The following is a 20,613-nucleotide window of genomic DNA, read 5'->3' as shown; positions in this document are numbered from 1 at the left end:
CTTGGTTCAGGAGATCCCAGAAGAAAATGACAATAGTATTTAGTTTTTTAAGTCGCGGTGATCTCGGATTGATTCACGCTGGCATGTCCCGAGAAGAATCAAGGAAGGCGCTTGGTGGTCGGTTTGAGGCGTTTTACAAAGCCGAAGATTCGACAGTACCGACCGACGCTTACGATGATTTAGGCGTGCACGTTTACTTTGATGAGCGCTACCGGGTCTTTGGCGTTGAGTTTTTGAAATGGAGTGAGCTTGTTTGGGACAACCAGAAACTGGTCGGTGAAGATGCGCTTGTGGTTCGACAGTTTTTGGCCAAGCGAGGAGAGGTTCTGGTTTTCAATAATTCAGGCTTCAGTGTCACTGGCGTGGGTTTAAGGTTTTATGTGCCTGATTTCGAAGAAGGCGACGCCATCGTTGGGGCTGTCTACGTAGAGTTGTCCGTGTAAGACGCACCAGAAAACCAGGCTCATAGATCTTCTGGGACTGCGTAGCTTTCCCGAATTACTCGCTGAGAATGCATTTATGGAATTGCAATTTTTTTATCATAGGGCTGGCACTCACCCAGTATTGGGTGAGGTTTTTCATGACATGGCGCAAGTGAGCCCAGGCCAAGAGGGAGTTCAACGGTATGAGCTATATGTCTGCTCTGTCCTTGGCGCTATTGCCCAATACTCCGGGGATTGTGATCGCCTGCTTGAGTCCTTAACGTCAGTAATGAACGGCACTCAGCTATCAGTCTGTGAAGGCGGAAATGATGTTGTCCTGAATATTGATGCGAGTGGTGTACAGGTCGATATAAACATAAACGATGACTGGATCGGTCAGCCGGAAAGCAAATTCAGCTTGGAAGAGTGGAAGAAAATTATTGAAAGCTGGAAGTATTTGCTGGAGTTGCCAAAGGGCTCCGATGAAATTGTGCTGGTCAAACTGCCCTAGGTTCGACGGTACTCAGGAATCAGTACTTATGAGAATCAAAGATCGCAGCCTTCGGCAGCTCCTGCTCACAATCCGTAGGCGCTACCAAAGGCTGCGATCTTTTGCTTTTCACTTCGGATAAAGCGGCGGCAATCCACTCTCACTCACCGGATCCTGCACGCGCTCGGCGGCGGGAATAGTACGGATCGCCCGCCACAAATCCTCGCCCTGCCAGTGCTGCCCGGTCTCGCTGTACAGCGCGCCGTTCAGCCCGTCCAACGCGTCCGATAACGGTACAAACCGCGCGGCCATGTCCGCCAGTGTCTCCGGCTGCTGCCGCGCCCAGGCGTCCAGTGCCTGGCGGGTGGCGTGGGGGTCGTTGGCCTGGCTGGCGCGTTTGATGTCGTCGAGCAGGGTGCGTGGGCTCGGGCCGGTCTGGGCGGCGCGGTGGATTGCCGGTTGCCAGCGGGCGCGCCACCAGAGGCCGAAGCCGAGCAGGGTGGTGCAGGCGAGGATCAGGGTGCTGAGTTTCCACCACCACAGGGTGTCGTTGTCGGGCGTACTCGGTTGCAGGGTGCCGGCCGGGGTGTCGATTTGCAGGCTCGGGTTGTTCGCCACTTGCAGCGTGCGCGCGGGCAGGCTGCTGTGTTCGAGGTGGTCTTCGAAGGTGTTCCACCAGACCACGTCGACGGTTGGCAGGTCGATCGCGCCGCTGCGGCTTGGCACCAGTGCTTCGCGTTCTTCGCGGCTGCCGATGATGCCGCGGTCGCTGCTCTGGTTGCTCAGCACCGGTTGGTCGGGGTAGCGGCGCAGGCCGTTGACGTCGGTGGCGGGAAGGGCTGGCAGTTGCGAGCTGGCGAGGCCTTCGACTTTTAGCGTCAGGCTGCGGGTCAGGGAATCGCCGACCTGGGTGTGGTCCGGTTCCGGGCTCCAGCTTTCGCTGAGGCTGAGGTTGCGCGCCGGCAACCATGGCGCATCGACCGGGTAGGTCAGCGGTTTCGGTTTGACCGTCAGCGGAATCGACGCCGAGCTGACGCGCATCAGTTTGCCGGGCTTCGGCCCCGAGGCCTCTGCCGATGGCGCGGTATCGACCAGCGTGGCGCTGAACGTCTGCGGCGCGATGGTCAGCAGGCCGCTGTGTTGCGGATAGATCGCGTAGCGCATCTCGATCACGCCGTGGCGCAGGCCATTGATGTTTTTTCATAGGTGCGCGTGTCGCCGAGCTGTTCGATGCGCGCATCGGCGATTTGCAGCGGGCTCAGGCTGCTGTCGTCGTACAGCGAGACTGAATGATAGATGCGCAGGGTCAGGATGGCCTGGGCCTGCACGTAGACGCTGGTCTGGTCGAGGCTGGCTTCGATGAACACCGGATCAAGGCTGTTGTTGTCTTCGCGGTTGTCGCTGGCGATCACCTGCACGGTGATCGGCTGGCTCTGTGCTTCGCCCAGTTGCAGCGGCGGAATCACGACGCTGCCGTTCTCTTTCGGCAGCAGGGTGATGATCCAGCGTGTGGTCGCGCGGTTGTCGCCGTTGAGGGTGTTGAGCTGGTTGACCTGGCGCGTGCCGCGCACTTCGAACAGCGCTTCCAGTGCCGACAGATCGGGCTTGCCGAACTGGGTGACGTCGTCAGTTTCGAGGGTGAGCTCGACCGTCTCGCCGGAGTTCAGGCGACTGCGATCCACGCTGGCGGTCAGCTCGGCCGCCTGAGCGGTGGCCGTGCAGATCAGCAGGGGCAGCAAGAGAGCGGTGAAGCGGGTCATCGATTGTTTTCCTGATCCTGATGTTGTTGCTGTTCGTACCAGAATTTGCGCCTGAGCAGTTCGCCCGGGTCGTCCGGGATCTTGCCCAGCCATTGCTCGAGCGCCTGACGCTGCTCGCCTTCGAGGTTGTTCTCGCTCGGGCGCAGGGTCGGCACCGTGTCGGTTTCCTCTTCCTCGTTGCTGCCGGGGATTTCATTGGGGCCTGGCAGCGGCGGGACGGTTGGCGGTGGTTCGCTGGCCGACTCGGCCGGTTGCGCCTCGCTCTGGGTTTCGCTGCTCACCGCCGGAGGGGCGCGGTAGTGGGCGAAGGCTCATCGCCGGGCAGACTTTGTTCGTTTGGCTGGTTATCCGGTTCGGGCGGCGGCGGGGCGTTTTTCTGCTTCAGCAGGTTTTCCACCAGCGCCTTGTTGGTCTGCGCCGGACGCAGATCCGGTTGCAGTTCCAGCGCCTGTTCGTAGGCATCGATCGCCGCTTCCAGCTCACCGCTTTTCGCCAAAGCGTTGCCACGATTGTAGTGGGCGCGGGCATCGCTGCCCTCGGCGAAGCGCTGAGCGGCGCCACTGTAGTCGCCGGCCTCGTACAACGCCACCCCTTGCCACTGATGATCTTCAAAATGCTGCGCGGCTTCGGCCGGTCGTTTCTGCTTGAGCAAGTGCAAACCCTGTTGATCGGGGCGCAGCCACAAGTCTTCGAAGTCGAAAGCGTAGCTCGGTTGCGGCAGGCACCACAGCAGCGGCAGGCAGAACAGCCAACCACGGCGCCCGGCACACGCCGCCAGCAACAGCAGTGGCAGCAGCAGCCAGTAACCCTGATCGGCCCACGTGTCGAGGCGCACGGTCTGGCCGTCGTCGCGCAGGCTGCGCGGGCCGTTGAGCAGACCAAGGGCGCCAAGATCAGCCTCATCGAGTCGCGCCGGGTGATACTCACCGCCGACGCTGTTTAGGAATGTCGCCAGGCCCGGGCTATCGAGTTGTGGCACGCGGATCGCGCCTTGCTCGTCCTTGAGGAAACTGCCGTCCTCCTGGGCGATCGGCGCACCTTCGGCGGTGCCGATGCCGAGCATCAGCAGTTGCGTCGACTCGCCATTCAGCGCGCGGCGGATACCGCGCCGTTCTTCTTCATTGAGCGACGAACCGATCAGCAGAATCCGCCCCTGTCCCAGCGCACCTTGCTTGAGCAAGGCCAATGCTTTGCCCACGGCCAGATCGGCGCGGTGGCCGGCTTCCGGCATCAGCGACGGCTTCAGCGCGTCGAGCAGATTGCGACTGGTGGCCAGATCATCCGACAGCGGCACCAGCGTGTGCGCGCTGCCGGCATAGACGACGATGGCGGTCTGCGCATCGCTGCGCGCCTGCAACAGGTCGAACAGCTTGCGCCGCGCCTGTTCGAGACGCGTCGGTGGCGAGTCGGTGGCGAGCATCTCCGGGGTCAGTTCGAGCACGACTACCAGCGGGTCGGCGGGTTTCTGGCTGGTCTGTTCGACGCGCTCCCAGCTCGGCCCGAGCAAGGCCAGAATGGTCAGCAACCACGCCACGCCAAGGGCGACCCACGGCAGTTTGCTTTGGCGCCCGCTGCCGCCACTGAGCAGCGCAGCGTGAAATGCAGGCGGCAGAATCATCTGCCAGCGCCCGGCGCGTTTCTGCCGGTGCCAGAGTTGCCAGAGCAGCCAGCCGAGCAGCGGCAACAGCAGCAGCCACCAAGGGCGGAACCAGTGCGGCCAGAGCGCGATCATCGGCGCCTCCGCAGGCGCAAACGCTGCAAGCGCTGACGCCAGTCCGGCAGCGGACTTTGCAAATACAGTTGCTTGGTAAACAGGCGTTGCAGTGGGTTATCCGGCCACAGTTCGCGGACGACCAGCAACAGACTCAACCACAGCGCCAATGCCAGCGGCCAGTGATACAAGGCTTGCGCCGGACGTGCCTGAGTCGGTTGCTGGGTCACCGGTTCGAGCTGATCGAGGGTGTCCTTGATCGCTTGCAGCTCGAGGCCGTCGTGGGCGCGGAAGTACTGGCCGCCGGTGATTTCGGCGATGGCCTTGAGCGCCGGCTCATCCAGATCGAGGCTCGGATTGACCCCGAGCAGGCCGGTCGAGCCGCTGTCCTCGGGATTGGCGCCGATGCCGATCGGATAGATTCTGACGCCTTCGCTGGCGGCCAGTTTTGCGGCGGTCAGCGGATTGATTTCGCCGCCGTTGTTGGCGCCGTCGGTGACCAGAATCAGCACGCGACTTTGCGCCGGGCGCAGGCGCAAGCGTTTCAGGGCCAAACCGATGGCATCGCCAATCGCGGTGTTCTTGCCGGCGATGCCGATCCGCGCCTCGTCGAGCCACACGCGCACGGTGCGCCGGTCAAAGGTCAACGGTGCTTGCAGATAGGCCTGGCTGCCAAACAGGATCAGACCGACGCGGTCGCCGTCGCGGCTTTCAAGGAAATCGCCGAGCAAGTGCTGCACCAGCGACAGGCGACTGACTTCTTCGTCCTGCCACTGCATATCGGGAAAATCCATCGAACCGGACACGTCCACCGCCACCAGCAGATCACGGCCACTGGCGGCAATCGGCAGTGGCTCGCCAAGCCATTGCGGGCGGGCGGCGGCGATCAGCAGGATCAGCCACAACAGGATAAACGGCGCCTGCTGCCGCCAGGCCGGCAAGTTGGCGCGAGCGCGGCGGCGGGCGAGGCCTTCGAGGTCGGCGAGGAAGCTGACTTTCAGCGCCGGCTCGCCGCTGTCGGCCACCGGCAGGACAAGACGCATCAACCACGGCAGCGGCAACAGCACGAAGATCCACGGCCAGGCGAACTCAAACATGTTTGCGAATCCACGTGTCGACCGCTTGGGTCAGGCCGGCGATGGCTTTGTCGTCGAGTTTGCATTCCGGTTTGTACGCGCCTTCGACCAGCACCATCCAACGCGTCAGGCCGGCAGCCGGGCAGCGGTTATCGAGGAAGGCCAGCCATTTGCGCCCGTTGAGGGTGTGGCTCTGGCTGTACGGATAGTGGTTGCGGCACAGGCGTTTGAGCAGGCCGTTGAGTTGTTGCAGCCAGGCACCGGCCGGAGCGCCGTCGTAAGGCTTGGGCATTTGCGCCAGTTCGGCGAGCGCGGCGATGCGTACCGGGTCCAGTGGTTGCTCGGCGCGCATCACCGGGCGTTTCTTCATCGGAATGAAGCGGCGCAACTTCCACACGGCAAAACCCAGCAGCGGCAACAGCAGAAGCAGCAGCCACCAGCCCGGTGCTGGCGGCCAGAAGGCGATCGGCGGCGGCGAGATCAGCGGTTGCAGTTGGTCGAGGCCGTTCATCGACCTTTCCCCGGACGCTGCGGGTTGAGGAACTCGCGCATCTGCTCGACCATTTCGCTCTGCGTGCTCAACGGCATCAGCAACACCCGCAGCTTTTGTGCGAGCAATTCCCAGCGGGCAATGCGCGCTTCGGCCTGAGCGCGGTAGGTCTGGCGCAGGTCGAAATTCAGCGTGTCGATTTCCAGTTGCGCGCCACGCTCGGCGAAGCGCAGCAGACCAGCGGCGGGCAGGGCGTGATCGAGCGGATCGGACAGCGGCAACATCAGCAGATCGCAATGCCGCGCCAGCAAACTCAACTGCTGCTCGGCGCTGTCGGACAACGCGCGTTCATCGCAAATGACGATGGCCAGACTGCCCGGTCGCAGCACTTCCCGGGCGCGGCGCAGGGCCACGCCGAAGGCATCGCGATCCGGCTCGCGCTCGCTGTGCAGCGACTGATTGACCTTGACCAGGCGGTTGAGCAATTGCAGCAGGCTCTGCTTGCTCCGGCGAGGCTTGATTTCGTAGTGCTCGTTGTCGCCGAACACCAATCCGCCGACGCGGTCGTTGTGCCCCAGTGCCGCCCAGCCAATCAACGCCGCGACCTGCGCCGCCAGCACCGATTTGAACATCAGCCCCGAGCCGAAAAACAACCGCGTGCTTTGCTCGACCATGATGAAAATCGGCCGCTCGCGTTCTTCATGGAACAGCTTGGTGTGCGGCTCTTGCGTGCGCGCGGTGACGCGCCAGTCGATGGTGCGCACATCGTCTCCGGCCTGATACACCCGCACCTGATCGAAGTCGACGCCACGGCCACGGAATTTCGAGTGATGCAGACCGATCAGCGGGCTGCGCTGACTCGGCGTGGAAAACAACTGTACCTCGCGCACGCGGTGACGCATTTCGATCAGCTCGGCGAGGCTGATGCGGATACCGGGTTCGGAGGGCAGGGCGGCGTTCATGGGGGTCAAGCGACGGCGACGACGTCGAGAATCCGCTGCACCACGCGGTCCTGATCGATGCCAGCAGCTTCGGCTTCGAACGATAGAATGATGCGATGGCGCAACACGTCGAACAGCACCGCCTGAATGTCTTCCGGGCTGACGAAATCGCGACCGGCCAGCCAGGCGTGGGCGCGGGCGCAGCGATCAAGGGCGATCGAGCCGCGCGGACTGGCGCCGTAGGCGATCCACTCGGCCATTTCCGGGTCGAACTTGGCCGGGTTACGCGTGGCCATGACCAGTTGCACCAGGTATTCCTCCACGGCGTCGGCCATGTACAAACCAAGGATTTCCTTGCGCGCGGCGAAGATCGCCTGCTGGCTGACCCGGCGCTCGGGCTTGGTCTCGCCGTTCAGCGCCTCGCCACGGGCCTGCTGGAGGATGCGCCGTTCGACAGCGGCGTCGGGGAAGCCGATCTTGACGTGCATGAGGAAACGGTCGAGCTGGGCTTCGGGCAGCGGATAGGTGCCTTCCTGTTCGATCGGGTTCTGCGTGGCCATCACCAGAAACAGCGGCGACAGCTCATAGGTGCTGCGCCCGACGCTGACCTGACGCTCGGCCATCGCTTCGAGCAAGGCCGATTGCACCTTGGCCGGCGCGCGGTTGATTTCGTCAGCCAGCACCAGATTGTGAAAGATCGGCCCTTGCTGGAAGACGAAACTGCCGGTTTCCGGACGGTAGATTTCGGTGCCGGTGATGTCGGCCGGCAGCAGGTCGGGGGTGAACTGGATTCGATGGAACTGGGCTTCGATGCCCTCGGCGAGTTCTTTGATCGCTTTGGTCTTGGCCAGACCGGGAGCGCCCTCGACCAGCATATGGCCGTCGGCGAGCAGGGCGATGAGCAAGCGCTCGATGAGTTTTTCCTGGCCGAGAATCTGCGTTGAAAGAAAGGTTCGCAGCGCTAGCAGCGCTTCACGATGTTCCATCGGTGACTGTTCCTGGAAAGGGGTGGCCGGGGCGTTCGGATAACGCCGGGGCTGGGGGCGTTACTTTAATCCATCGTGGGGGCGGCGACTAACGGCATTTTGTGCAAAAGAGCAAAAGATCGCGGGTTTCGGCAGCTTCCCGGTTGGAATGCGATCCCCTGTAGGAGCTGCCGAAGGCTGCGATCTTTTGATCTTTCGCAAAGCAGGAAATTGTAGCGGCGCCAGTACCGGCCCTATCGCTGGCAAGCCAGCTCCCACAGGTTTCGGCGCAGTGCATGCGATTGGTGCAGCGCATCGGTCCCTGTGGGAGCTGGCTTGCCAGCGATAGGGCCCTTGCAGGCCCCATTAAACCTCGCTGATAAAGGTCCCGGTCCCATCGAGAATGTTCTTCAAAGTCTCGACAACTTCATCCATATCCACCATATCCGGGTTGAACGCGATCTCCAGCACATCATCGCCATTCAACGCATCGGCATCCGCCGCAGCAATCTCGATCTTAAGCAGTTTCGACGTCAGCGTGACCTTCACCCCGTCAAGCGTCGAAGGCTCGCCATCCAGGGTGATTTCCAGCTCATCCTCATCCGGATAACGGCTCATCAGGAACATCTCGCCTTTGTCGCTGTGGCAGCACAGCATGGCCATGTTGTCTTCTTCGTCGTCGCACGGGTTGACGATCAGTAGGGCGGTGGTCATTTGCATTGGGGAAATCCTGGGCAGTGGCGGCGATGAATCTGTTCGAAGGCGCGATTTTGCCAGTCTCTGCTCGTTCGCGCTGCCTGCATCGGTAAAAAGTGGCAAAGCAGGACATTTCCGTCGCCCAGTTCCGAGTAGCAAGAAGGGAAAATCCGACGCCAGCGTAAGGCAATTGCCGGATGCGCAAAATCCACCCGAAATTGCGATTTTTCGCTTGTGATGGCCGCCTTTTTACCGTTAGTTTCGCCGCTCTTGCGCAATGGAGTGCGTTACGACGACCCCAAAAAAGGAACTTTGCCATGACCCAATATTTCGACCGCGCCGAAGAAATCCGCCACCTGTCCGAGGAACAGATCGAGGAGATCTACAAGCGCTATCTCGACGGCGAAAAAACTGCCGCGCTGATGGCGGAATTTCAGATCCCTGCAACGGTGCGCAGTCTGCTCAAGGTTCTGCCCCCGGTTATCAGTGCCGACCTCAGCTGTCCTTACTGCAATCTGCCGATGTGGATACGCCGACACGCCAGAGGTACTCCGCTTTCGCTGCGCAGTACATTCAAATGCGTACGCTGTGAGCACCAGCAAAGCCTTCCCGGTACCCATAGCCGCCAGACGACGTGCAGCTGCACAGAGTGTTTCAAGTTACGCCATCAGCAGCTTGCCGCCCGGGCCGCGCGTGATCGCCTGGAATTGGAAGCTCGGTATGGCGCGCGATGCCCCGCAGTGCCTTACGCCAATCTGGGGTTCGTGCAGAAGCTGACGTTGCTCGCCTTGCTGGATGATGGTTACGGCGCGACCGTTGAATGGATTGCGCCGTTGAATGCGCCATCCAGAGAAGAGCTGCTCGCCCTGACGTTCGAGGCCCGTGAAGAGTTGCTCAAGGGCCTGCACGAAGCCGGGGTGCTGGCAGTTTCCACCGATTCCGACATCAACGCCTTCGATCGCAGTGAGGGCTGCAATATCCGCGAGTACAGCGCGGTGCGCTGGCTGCCCAGCGTCACGCTCGACGGCGTGGCGCGCAGTACCCGCGAGAGTTTGTACCGTGTGCTGTATCAGGAGTTATCGGGCAGCGTCAAAGCCGCCTGGAAGAGCGAAATCTATTCGCTGGTCTTCAGTCTCGCCCGCGAAGCGTCCATTCAATACATTCGTGTGCTGGCCGCTGAAGTGGATTTTGCCTTCACGGCCGAAGCCCGTGCCGAGGAGGTGGTCGGGCAGTTGCTGCAGGATTTCTCGGTGAGTCAGTTGTATTACTTCGCCCGCCTCGCGGTGAGGAACGCCGCGCACTTCTACGCCACCGGCAATTCCAAGGGACGCAGCCATGCCTCCAACACCATCCCGCGCAATATGTTGGGCACGGCGCAGGACGCGCTCGCGCGCAACTGGCGCAAGAACGCCCATCGCGACGCGCGGGTGCCGCAAACGGCCTTGCAGCGCTTGCTTTACGACGTGGTGCTCAAGGACAGCGGCGCCGGATTTTCCAAATCGCCGGGCATGTACTGGCGTGACGAACTGGTCCCGCAATTCTTTTCCGCCGTGGCCTTCGACAGCGACTTGCTCAGCCACCTGCGCCTGTTCTGCCGCGAATGCGATTCGAGCAACATCGACGCCAGCATGGACAAGCAGATCCTGCAGACGATGTGCTACGACTGCGCCACGGTGAGCAAATTCAGAGCCTTTGAGGAACTGCCGGACTGATCCGCGTCAACCGCTGGCGCTGAACCGGATGCCACGCTCAGGGTCGATAACAGGGCCTTGGGCGTTTTCGTTTCCGGATATGTAACGTCCTCGGCGACCGACCTGGCACGAAAGTCCCGTGAAATCGGGGTTTCGAACCTGCATTTCGGCGCACGCCTGCTAGTGTTGATGCAGACCAAACCCCGCATTTACGTGCCAATGACCGAATATGTCGCAGCACCGCAAGCAGACACATTGTCGCACCCATTAAGCTGCGCAACGGATGAGCACCCGTAAAGGCATTGCCGGCAGCGCTGGCAGTCGCTTTTGCAGATGCTCATTCATGGAAGGTGAATGTGACCTGAGTGTCCCGTCCAGCTTCACCCACCTGTCTCCCTGTTTCCTCTGCCCGAGAATCAGGAACAGGGCGACACGAGGCCCGAAAGGGCTGTTGCACGCGACGCTTTCCATCAATAACAAGCTTAAGCGGAGTACCACAGATGGCGTTCTTCACCGCAGCCAGCAAAGCCGACTTCCAGCACCAACTGCAAGCGGCACTGGCGCAGCACATCAGTGAACAGGCACTGCCACAAGTGGCGCTGTTCGCTGAACAATTCTTCGGCATCATTTCCCTGGACGAGCTGACTCAACGTCGCCTCTCCGACCTCGCTGGCTGTACTCTCTCTGCGTGGCGCCTGCTTGAGCGCTTCGATCACGCGCAACCGCAAGTGCGTGTCTACAACCCCGATTACGAACGCCACGGCTGGCAGTCGACCCACACCGCGGTCGAAGTGCTACACCACGACCTGCCATTTCTGGTCGACTCGGTGCGCACCGAGCTGAACCGTCGCGGCTACAGCATCCACACCCTGCAGACCACCGTGCTCAGCGTGCGTCGTGGCAGCAAGGGCGAATTGCTGGAAATCCTGCCAAAAGGCAGCACCGGCGAAGGCGTGCTGCACGAATCGCTGATGTACCTGGAAATCGACCGCTGCGCCAACGCGGCCGAGCTGAACGTGCTGAGCAAAGAGCTTGAGCAGGTGCTCGGTGAAGTGCGCGTTGCCGTCGCTGACTTCGAGCCGATGAAAGCCAAGGTGCAGGACATCCTCACCCAGCTCGACAACAGCGCCTATCCGGTCGATGCCGACGAAAAGAACGAAATCAAGAGCTTCCTGGAATGGCTGGTGGGCAACCACTTCACCTTCCTCGGCTACGAAGAGTTCGTGGTCACCGATCAGGCCGATGGCGGCCACATCGAGTACGACCAGAGCTCCTTCCTCGGCCTGACCAAACTGCTGCGCACCGGCCTGACCTACGAAGACCTGCGCATCGAAGACTACGCCGTGTCCTACCTGCGCGAACCGACCCTGCTGTCGTTCGCCAAGGCTGCGCACCCGAGCCGCGTACACCGTCCGGCTTACCCGGACTACGTGTCGATCCGCGAAATCGACGCCGATGGCAAAGTCATCAAGGAACACCGTTTCATGGGCCTGTACACCTCGTCGGTGTATGGCGAGAGCGTGCGGGTCATCCCGTTCATCCGCCGCAAGGTCGAAGAAATCGAGCGCCGCTCCGGCTTCCAGTCCAAGGCTCACCTGGGCAAGGAACTGGCGCAGGTCCTCGAAGTGCTGCCGCGTGACGACCTGTTCCAGACCCCGGTCGACGAACTGTTCACCACCGTGATGTCGATCGTGCAGATCCAGGAACGCAACAAGATCCGCGTGTTCCTGCGCAAAGACCCGTACGGTCGCTTCTGCTACTGCCTGGCCTACGTGCCGCGCGATATCTATTCCACTGAAGTGCGCCAGAAGATCCAGCAAGTGCTGATGGAGCGCCTGAAGGCTTCCGACTGCGAGTTCTGGACCTTCTTCTCGGAATCCGTGCTGGCCCGCGTGCAGCTGATTCTGCGCGTCGATCCGAAGAACCGTCTCGACATCGACCCGCTGCTGCTGGAAAAGAAGTGGTCCAGGCCTGCCGCAGCTGGCAGGACGACTACGCCGCACTGACCGTCGAAAGCTTCGGCGAAGCCCACGGCACCAACGTGCTGGCCGACTTCCCGAAAGGCTTCCCGGCCGGTTACCGCGAGCGTTTTGCCGCGCATTCGGCCGTGGTCGACATGCAGCACCTGCTGAGCCTCAACGAAAAGAATCCGCTGGTGATGAGCTTCTATCAGCCGCTCGGTCAGGTTTCCGGCCAGCGCGAGCTGCATTGCAAGCTGTATCACGCCGACACGCCGCTGGCGTTGTCCGACGTCCTGCCGATTCTGGAAAACCTCGGCCTGCGCGTACTGGGTGAATTCCCGTACCGTCTGCGTCACACCAACGGCCGCGAGTTCTGGATTCACGATTTCGCCTTCACCGCCGCTGAAGGTCTGGACCTCGACATCCAGCAACTCAACGACACGCTGCAGGACGCGTTCGTCCACATCGTGCGCGGCGATGCCGAGAACGATGCGTTCAACCGTCTGGTGCTGACCGCCGGTCTGCCATGGCGCGACGTGGCGCTGCTGCGTGCCTACGCCCGTTACCTGAAGCAGATTCGTCTGGGTTTCGACCTGGGTTACATCGCCAGCACCTTGAACAACCACACCGACATCGCTCGCGAGCTGACCCGGTTGTTCAAGACCCGTTTCTACCTGGCGCGCAAGCTCGGCAGCGATGATCTGGAAGACAAGCAACTGCGTCTGGAACAAGCGATTCTGACCGCACTGGACGATGTTCAGGTGCTCAACGAAGACCGCATCCTGCGTCGTTACCTCGACCTGATCAAAGCCACCCTGCGCACCAACTTCTATCAGACTGACGCCAACGGCCAGAACAAGTCGTACTTCAGCTTCAAGTTCAACCCGCACGCGATCCCTGAGCTGCCCAAGCCAGTGCCGAAGTTTGAAATCTTCGTCTACTCGCCACGCGTCGAAGGCGTGCACCTGCGCTTCGGCAACGTTGCCCGTGGTGGTCTGCGCTGGTCCGACCGTGAAGAAGACTTCCGTACCGAAGTGCTCGGTTTGGTAAAAGCCCAGCAAGTGAAGAACTCGGTCATCGTGCCAGTGGGCGCGAAGGGCGGCTTCCTGCCGCGTCGTCTGCCACTGGGCGGCAGCCGTGACGAGATCGCGGCCGAGGGCATCGCCTGCTACCGCATCTTCATTTCCGGTCTGTTGGACATCACCGACAACCTGAAGGACGGCGCACTGGTGCCGCCGGTCAATGTCGTGCGTCATGACGACGATGACCCGTACCTGGTGGTCGCGGCGGACAAGGGCACTGCAACGTTCTCCGACATCGCCAACGGCATTGCCATCGATTACGGCTTCTGGCTGGGTGACGCGTTTGCGTCCGGTGGTTCGGCCGGTTACGACCACAAGAAAATGGGCATCACCGCCAAGGGCGCGTGGGTCGGCGTGCAGCGCCACTTCCGCGAGCGCGGCATCAATGTTCAGGAAGACAGCATCACCGTGGTTGGCGTCGGCGACATGGCCGGCGACGTGTTCGGTAACGGCCTGTTGATGTCCGACAAGCTGCAACTGGTGGCCGCGTTCAACCACATGCACATCTTCATCGACCCGAACCCGAACCCGGCGACCAGTTTCGTCGAGCGTCAGCGTCTGTTCGACCTGCCGCGTTCGGCCTGGACCGATTACGACACCAGCATCATGTCCGAAGGTGGCGGTATCTTCTCGCGCAGCGCGAAGAGCATCGCGATCTCGCCGCAGATGAAAGAACGCTTCGACATCCAGGCTGACAAGCTGACCCCGACCGAACTGCTCAACGCCTTGCTCAAGGCGCCGGTGGATCTGTTGTGGAACGGCGGTATCGGCACCTACGTCAAGGCCAGCACCGAAAGCCACGCCGATGTCGGCGACAAGGCCAACGATGCACTGCGCGTCAACGGTAACGAGCTGCGCTGCAAGGTCGTGGGCGAGGGCGGTAACCTCGGCATGACCCAACTGGGTCGTGTGGAATTCGGTCTCAATGGTGGCGGTTCCAACACCGACTTCATCGACAACGCCGGTGGCGTGGACTGCTCCGACCACGAAGTGAACATCAAGATCCTGCTGAACGAAGTGGTTCAGGCCGGTGACATGACCGACAAGCAACGCAACCAGTTGCTGGCGAGCATGACCGACGAAGTCGGCAATCTGGTGCTGGGCAACAACTACAAGCAGACTCAGGCCCTGTCCCTGGCGGCGCGCCGTGCCTACGCGCGCATCGCTGAGTACAAGCGTCTGATGAGCGATCTGGAAGGCCGTGGCAAGCTGGACCGTGCCATCGAATTCCTGCCGACCGAAGAGCAACTGACCGAGCGCGTCGCTGAGGGCCACGGCCTGACCCGTCCTGAGCTGTCGGTGCTGATTTCCTATAGCAAGATCGACCTGAAAGAGCAGCTGCTGGGCTCGCTGGTACCGGACGACGATTACCTGACCCGCGACATGGAAACGGCGTTCCCGCCGACCCTGGTCAGCAAGTTCTCCGAAGCCATGCGTCGTCACCGTCTGAAGCGCGAGATCGTCAGCACCCAGATCGCCAACGATCTGGTCAACCACATGGGCATCACCTTCGTGCAACGACTCAAAGAGTCGACCGGCATGAGCCCGGCAAACGTGGCTGGCGCTTACGTGATCGTGCGCGACATCTTCCACCTCCCGCACTGGTTCCGTCAGATCGAAGCGCTGGACTATCAGGTTTCCGCTGACGTCCAGCTGGAGCTGATGGACGAGCTGATGCGTCTGGGCCGTCGCGCCACGCGCTGGTTCCTGCGTGCCCGCCGCAACGAGCAGAACGCTGCCCGTGACGTCGCGCACTTCGGTCCGCACCTGAAAGAGCTGGGCCTGAAACTCGACGAACTGCTCAGCGGCGAAATCCGCGAGAACTGGCAGTCGCGCTATCAGGCGTACGTCGAAGCCGGTGTGCCGGAACTGCTGGCGCGGATGGTTGCGGGCACTTCGCACCTGTACACGCTGCTGCCGATCATCGAAGCCGCAGACGTCACCGGGCAGGACCCGGCCGAAGTGGCCAAGGCTTACTTCGCTGTGGGCTCTGCGCTGGACATCACCTGGTACCTGCAACAGATCAGCGCGCTGCCGGTAGAAAACAACTGGCAGGCTCTGGCCCGTGAAGCGTTCCGTGATGACGTCGACTGGCAGCAACGGGCGATCACCATCTCCGTCCTGCAACAGGGCGACGGCTCCCAGGACGTGGAAGCACGCCTGGCGCTGTGGATGGCCCAGCACGAAAGCATGATCGAACGCTGGCGCGCCATGCTGGTGGAAATCCGTGCTGCGAGCGGCACGGACTACGCCATGTACGCGGTGGCCAACCGTGAACTGCTGGATCTGGCGTTGAGCGGGCAAGCAATCGTGCCTGCGGTTGCTGCGAATGCCGAGCTTGAACTGGCGTAAGTAGTGGCTGAATGAAAGGCCCCTGTATCGGAAGATGCAGGGGCTTTTTTATGCCCGTGTTTTTTGTGGTGTCTGGGCTGGCGCTTTCGCGAGCAGGCTCGCTCCCACAGTTGATCGCATTCCAAAATGTGGGAGCGAGCCTGCTCGCGAAGAGGTACTTACATTCAATACAATTTTTGAGCTGGTTTACTCTCGAGCATCGACACTTTCTCCACCGGCCGCACAACCAGATTACTGAGTGACCGATCAAACTCCCTTAACGCCTCAACCTGCAATTCTTCCTGCTGATTGATATCGGCCACGATCTCTTCCGAACGCTTGAAGTCCGCCCACACTAGCGTCAGCTCCCTAGCCTCCGAACCCTTCGCGGTGCCGATGTAGTTCAATTGCCCATCGTAGAAATCGGCACTGACATCTGCGCGGATATCCGAGCTGCGCGAGGTGATCAATTGGCTGTGGGTATCGACGATCGCCACCACATCAGGCCTCGCCGCGCGCAGGCTTTGCATGTCCGGGTACACCGTCACCGAACCGAACTGACGTTGCAGCGAAGCGTTGACCCACTCCACCGCGCGATCCGGGCTGGAGCTGGCGACGTAGGCGTCGTGAATCGGCTGCACCAGCAGGCTCTGACCAAAACCGGTGCCGGCCTTGGCCTGATACTCGCGCAGGTATTGGCGATTCGCCTGGGTGCCGGGGCTGTAAATCACCCCCAGCGAGACGCCGGGACCGCTCTTGACCTGAGTAGCACTGCTGCGACCGGTCGGGTGCGGCAGCAGCGTGTCGAGGGATGACACGGCTTGCGGAGCAGTGGGAACAGAGCAGGCAGAGAGCAGCAGAACGGAGATCGCCAGCAAGGCGGGAAGCGCAGGTTTCATGGTGTTTCTCCCGTGAAACAAGGTCTGTCGATGAGTGTGCAGGGGCCGAAGATATCGGCGGATATTCAGGTTAAACCTGCCGGCCTGACCGTTGGCTGAATAACATTTGCGCGGTTAGTTTTATTGGCTTTAAGCGTTCGCAGTTAATGCCGCCGCGCAATAAAAAAGGCGCAAATGTTCGATTCGCGCCTTTCGTTTATGGCTGGTCAGGCAGCCATCAGTTTTCCAGCGGGATCAGCACCTGCTCATCCGGTGCCAGGACCATGAACACCAGCAACTTGGCCGGCTTGGTCGAACTGGCGTTTTTCGACACCAGATGCTCGGAACCGGCCGGCTCGTACCAGAACTGGCCCTTCTTGTAAGTGATGGCCTGTTCGCCTTTGACCTGTGAAATGACCTCGCCGTCGAGTACGTAAGCCATCGCCGTACCTTCGTGTTTGTGCGCGATCGAGGATTGCCCGGGCTTGTAGTCGACTTCGATCATCATGGCTTTCTTGCCGGGGGCGTTTTTCAGCAGTTGTTCCTGCAGGACGGTGACTTTCTCGGACGGGTCGTGAGCCATTGCCGAAGCGGACAGGCTGAAGGCGAGGGCGGCGGCAAAGAAGGGCAGGGCTTTCATGGCGGGTTACCTGTGATGGTTGGGGTGTGCTCACAGTAGGCCGCAATGGGGCCGGTTCAAACGGCCAATATTCGCGAAGATCAGGTGACCAATTGGTCGCGCAAGGATTTCGGTGTGGCGCAAATCGCCTTCGCGAGCAAGCTCGCTCCCACAGGTTTTGCGGTTGCTCACCCATCTTGTGAACAACAAAAAACCTGTGGGAGCGAGCTTGCTCGCGAAGAGGCCGGTTCAGACGATGGGAAAGCTGTTGAAATCCACACTGTTGGCCAGGCGGCTGTCGATCAGGTCGATGAACCCCTGCGCCTCGGGCCGGTTGAAATGCGCCTGCATCGCGGCTTCGGACTGCCAGCGCGCGCTGACCGTCCAGCGGTGGCTGTCTTCGGGGCAGCGGTCGACCAGGTAGGAATCGCAGCCCGGAGCTTCGCGCAGGGTGTCGACGATCTTCTGCAATTGCTTGCCGAGCTCTTCCGAGCGGCCCGCAGCAGCCTTCACCTCAACCGTATTGATCACTTCGCTGGACATTGCTCACACTCCTGAATCAGGCCGGACGAATCCTGCTCACTGAGGGATAACGCCTGTGCAGAATAGGCCTGCCGCCATGAATCACCAATAACCAATCGGCGGTAAAAGCCTTATACCAACGGCTCATGACAGCTGTTCGAGGATGTCGCGCAGGCGATCCAGAGCAATGTCGATGTCCAGGGTCTCGATGGCGCCGAAGCCGAAATACAGGCCTTCTTTCGCCGGCTGCTGGTAGTAGAAACCACTGATCGCATACAGGCCGACCTCGACCTTTTTGCCAGCTCGATGACCAACGGCAAATTGATAGGCACCTTGCAGAACACCGCCATGTGAAACCCGGCGCTGGCCGGCACGGCTTGCAGCCACGGTGCAAGGTCAGTCGTCATGCGCGCCAGGATCCGCTCGCGGCGTTGCGCGTAGATCGTGTGGCAGCGGCGGATGTGTTTGAGCAGGCAACCCTCGGCGATGAACTTGGCCAGCGCCCATTGCGGCAGAGTCGAGGCGTGCAGATCGGTGAGCTGTTTGGCGCGGATCACTGCCTCGATGATCGACGGCGGCAGGATCGCGTAGCCCAGGCGCAACTCCGGCAGCAGGGTTTTCGAGAAGGTGCCGACGTAGGCGACGATGCCGCGCTGATCGAGGTTGTACAGCGAATCCGTAGGCCGGCCTTCGTAGCGGAATTCACTGTCGTAATCGTCTTCGATGATGATCGCGCCGAGCTCGTGGGCACGGGCGAGCAGGGCCTCGCGGCGCGCCTGACTCATGGCCATGCCCAGCGGAAACTGATGCGATGGCGTCACATAGATGAGCCGGGTGCCATCGGGAATGTGCTCGACCTGAATGCCCTCGGCATCCACCGGCACCCCGACCACCTCCGCGCCATGCGTGCCGAACAACAAGCGCGCGGGCGGGTAGCCGGGGTCTTCCATGGCCACCAGACTGCCGGGACGGGTCAGTACGCGGGCAATCAGGTCCAGCGCCTGCTGCGCGCCGTTGCACACGACGATGTCCTCGTCCTGACAGTTGATGCCACGGGAAAACGCGATGTGCCGGGCGATCGCATTGCGCAGCGCCGGCAAGCCTTCGGCGACGCTGTAGAAACCTTTCGACTGCGCCATCTGCCGCATCGCATGGGCGACGCAGCGGCGCCAGTCGTCGTGCGGGAACTGGCCTTTGCTGGTGGCGCCGCCGATGAAGTCGTAGCGCAGCGAACCTTGCAGCGTCGGGTGGCGCAGGAACACCGGCAGATTGCGCCAGCTCTCGATCACCTCGGCACTGGCCAGCTCGGTGTGGCTCTGCTTGCGCTGCACCTGCGCCGGGCGGGCGTTGACATAGGTGCCTTTGCCGATCACCCCGGTGAGGAAATTTTCGTAGGTCAGCTGCGCATAGGTGTCGGAAATGGTCTTGCGCGAGATGCCCAATTGCTCGGCCAGCAAGCGGCTCGGCGGTAACTGCGTACCCGCCGCCAACCGCCCGGATTCAATCGCCGCGCGCAACTGCTGATACAACTGTCCGGCAAGATCCTTGCGGCCGTTGATCACGACATGAAGTTCCATACCGACGAGGCTCCCGGGTGTTGAGTGAAGTGTCGGTCAGATTAGCGTTGTTGGGCTTTTGGCAGTAGTTGCGTGGAGTAAAAACCGCAAATTGGCGTAAATCCCTGTGGGAGCGAGCCTGCTCGCGAAAGCGGTGGGTCATTGAACAGATTCGTTGTCTGACACTCCGCTATCGCTGGCAAGCCAGCTCCCACAGTTTTTGCGGCGTGCACAAATCTTGTGAACGACGTTAAACCTTGTGGGAGCTGGCTTGCCAGCGATGGCGGTGGTGCAGTGGATGAATATTGGTCTGGGAAACCACTTTCGCGAGCAAGCTCGCTCCCACAGGTATTGCGTTTGGCCGAGGTTCAGTGGTGTAGCCGAAATTCGTGGAATTGGGGCTGTAACACAGCCTGCACAGCCCTTACCGTGAACTCATCATTCCGCCTGCCGAGAGCCGCGCCATGTCCCTGCGTCTGGATTACTACAACGCGTCGCCCAAGGCGATGAAAGCGATGCTTGCCATGGAGGCGCTGACCAGCAACCTGAGCATCGAAGCGCCGCTGCTGCAATTGATCCGGATCCGCGCCTCGCAGCTCAACGGCTGCGCATTCTGCACCGATATGCACTCGGTGGACGCGCGGCGAGCCGGGGAGAGTGATCGGCGCCTTTACGCGATCGCGGTGTGGCGCGACAGCAACTTCTTCAACCCTCGCGAGCGGGCGGCGCTGGCCTGGGCCGAGGCGGTGACGCTGTTGGCCGAAAGCCACGTGCCCGATGACGTCTACCAGCAGGCGCGCGAGCAATTTGATGAAGGTGAACTGGTGGATTTGACGGTTGCGGTCAGCACGATCAACAGCTGGAATCGCTTGGCCGTGAGTTTCCGCCAGACCCCGAGTGACTGAAAAGCGCCCATCCCTGTGGCGAGGGGATTTATCCCCGTTCGGCTGCGCAGCAGACGCCAAAACGGTGAAAACGGTTTATCTGACAGATCAGAGTCAGGCGACTTCGGGGCCGCTGCGCAACCCAACGGGGATAAATCCCCTCACCACAGGCGCTAAATCCCCTCAGCACCCACAGTGCGATTCAATTCGCCGGCCGCTGCGGTTTCACCGAGGTGCCAAACGTATTGCCCATCCGCGTACTGGTCGCCGACGGTGTAGCCAGCCCTACCTGATTCGGCGCGCGCTTGTGCACCGGCACATTCAACGCTTCCATGTTTTTCTGCGCCGCCGCCGCGCCGTCGGGATTGTTGCCCATCTGTTGGCTCAGGCAATCGTAATTCGGCGCCTTGTAACCGCCGACCGTGACCTCGATACAGCCCAGCGGCTCCTCCGCCTGCGCCGCGCCCACCGTCATCAGCAAGACCCACATCCACCGCGTTTTCATGTCCGCCTCCTGGCCCGCCGGAATGGGCCGCTC

At 61.2% G+C, this 20,613-nt stretch carries 13 protein-coding genes and 4 pseudogenes; 5 read left to right on the top strand and 12 right to left on the bottom strand.

The genetic code is table 11. The features are described from left to right. Nucleotides 1-26: 26 nt before the first annotated feature. Both LJU32_19970 and LJU32_19965 read left to right on the top strand, forming a co-directional pair. Nucleotides 27-443: a hypothetical protein gene (locus LJU32_19970; GenBank protein WKV87861.1), complete on the top strand. Its 417-nt coding sequence runs from the start codon at nucleotides 27-29 to the stop codon at nucleotides 441-443. Nucleotides 444-519: 76 nt separating this feature from the next. Next, the gene (locus LJU32_19965) at nucleotides 520-933 is read left to right on the top strand and encodes a hypothetical protein (GenBank protein ID WKV87860.1); all 414 of its coding nucleotides are present in this window, start codon (nucleotides 520-522) and stop codon (nucleotides 931-933) included. 108 nt (nucleotides 934-1,041) lie between these two features. Here LJU32_19965 and LJU32_19960 read toward each other — a convergent pair. The 7 genes and pseudogenes from LJU32_19960 to LJU32_19930 form a co-directional block, all read right to left on the bottom strand. Beyond that, nucleotides 1,042-2,672: pseudogene (locus tag LJU32_19960) on the bottom strand (BatD family protein). Continuing rightward, nucleotides 2,669-4,404 (bottom strand): annotated as a pseudogene (locus LJU32_19955) (tetratricopeptide repeat protein). The pseudogenes LJU32_19960 and LJU32_19955 overlap by 4 nt, the downstream one beginning before the upstream one ends. After that, nucleotides 4,401-5,480, bottom strand: a complete 1,080-nt coding sequence (locus LJU32_19950) for a VWA domain-containing protein (protein ID WKV87859.1) — start codon at nucleotides 5,478-5,480, stop codon at nucleotides 4,401-4,403. The pseudogene LJU32_19955 and the gene LJU32_19950 overlap by 4 nt, the downstream one beginning before the upstream one ends. Further along, the gene (locus LJU32_19945) at nucleotides 5,473-5,970 is read right to left on the bottom strand and encodes a DUF4381 domain-containing protein (protein WKV87858.1); all 498 of its coding nucleotides are present in this window, start codon (nucleotides 5,968-5,970) and stop codon (nucleotides 5,473-5,475) included. Before LJU32_19945 ends, LJU32_19950 begins: the two co-directional genes overlap by 8 nt. Further along, nucleotides 5,967-6,911, bottom strand: coding sequence for a DUF58 domain-containing protein (locus LJU32_19940; GenBank protein ID WKV87857.1), 945 nt, complete (start codon nucleotides 6,909-6,911; stop codon nucleotides 5,967-5,969). Before LJU32_19940 ends, LJU32_19945 begins: the two co-directional genes overlap by 4 nt. A 5-nt stretch (nucleotides 6,912-6,916) precedes the next feature. Continuing rightward, nucleotides 6,917-7,876 carry a MoxR family ATPase gene (locus LJU32_19935; GenBank protein WKV87856.1) on the bottom strand — a complete coding sequence of 320 codons (960 nt, stop codon included), beginning with the start codon at nucleotides 7,874-7,876 and terminating at the stop codon, nucleotides 6,917-6,919. 345 nt (nucleotides 7,877-8,221) lie between these two features. Continuing rightward, entirely contained in the window at nucleotides 8,222-8,575 is a 354-nt protein-coding gene (locus tag LJU32_19930) for a hypothetical protein (protein ID WKV87855.1), read from the bottom strand. A gap of 293 nt (nucleotides 8,576-8,868) precedes the next feature. Between LJU32_19930 and LJU32_19925 the strand changes: the two genes are divergently transcribed. Both LJU32_19925 and LJU32_19920 read left to right on the top strand, forming a co-directional pair. Beyond that, entirely contained in the window at nucleotides 8,869-10,263 is a 1,395-nt protein-coding gene (locus tag LJU32_19925) for a hypothetical protein (protein WKV87854.1), read from the top strand. A gap of 479 nt (nucleotides 10,264-10,742) precedes the next feature. Next, nucleotides 10,743-15,637 (top strand): annotated as a pseudogene (locus tag LJU32_19920) (NAD-glutamate dehydrogenase). A 164-nt stretch (nucleotides 15,638-15,801) separates the two neighbouring features. Here LJU32_19920 and LJU32_19915 read toward each other — a convergent pair. The 4 genes and pseudogenes from LJU32_19915 to LJU32_19900 form a co-directional block, all read right to left on the bottom strand. Continuing rightward, nucleotides 15,802-16,515 carry an ATPase gene (locus tag LJU32_19915; protein ID WKV87853.1) on the bottom strand — a complete coding sequence of 238 codons (714 nt, stop codon included), beginning with the start codon at nucleotides 16,513-16,515 and terminating at the stop codon, nucleotides 15,802-15,804. 217 nt (nucleotides 16,516-16,732) lie between these two features. Further along, entirely contained in the window at nucleotides 16,733-17,134 is a 402-nt protein-coding gene (locus tag LJU32_19910; GenBank protein ID WKV87852.1) for a cupin domain-containing protein, read from the bottom strand. A gap of 228 nt (nucleotides 17,135-17,362) precedes the next feature. After that, nucleotides 17,363-17,656 carry an antibiotic biosynthesis monooxygenase gene (locus LJU32_19905; protein ID WKV87851.1) on the bottom strand — a complete coding sequence of 98 codons (294 nt, stop codon included), beginning with the start codon at nucleotides 17,654-17,656 and terminating at the stop codon, nucleotides 17,363-17,365. A gap of 123 nt (nucleotides 17,657-17,779) precedes the next feature. After that, a pseudogene (locus LJU32_19900) lies at nucleotides 17,780-19,212 on the bottom strand (PLP-dependent aminotransferase family protein). 443 nt (nucleotides 19,213-19,655) lie between these two features. Here LJU32_19900 and LJU32_19895 point away from each other — a divergent pair. Then, nucleotides 19,656-20,096, top strand: coding sequence for a carboxymuconolactone decarboxylase family protein (locus tag LJU32_19895; protein ID WKV87850.1), 441 nt, complete (start codon nucleotides 19,656-19,658; stop codon nucleotides 20,094-20,096). Nucleotides 20,097-20,277: 181 nt separating this feature from the next. Here the strand turns inward: LJU32_19895 and LJU32_19890 are convergent, their stop codons facing one another. Beyond that, a complete protein-coding gene (locus tag LJU32_19890; protein WKV91157.1) occupies nucleotides 20,278-20,565 on the bottom strand; it encodes a hypothetical protein in 288 nt (95 codons plus the stop codon). Between the last annotated feature and the right edge of the window lie 48 nt (nucleotides 20,566-20,613).

Origin of the sequence: Pseudomonas sp. B21_DOA (genome assembly GCA_030544685.1) — a bacterium.
Taxonomy (GTDB): Bacteria; Pseudomonadota; Gammaproteobacteria; order Pseudomonadales; family Pseudomonadaceae; genus Aquipseudomonas; species Aquipseudomonas fluorescens_AO.
Note: the sequence above shows the minus strand (reverse complement) of the source record. Positions and strands in the feature narration are given on the sequence as shown.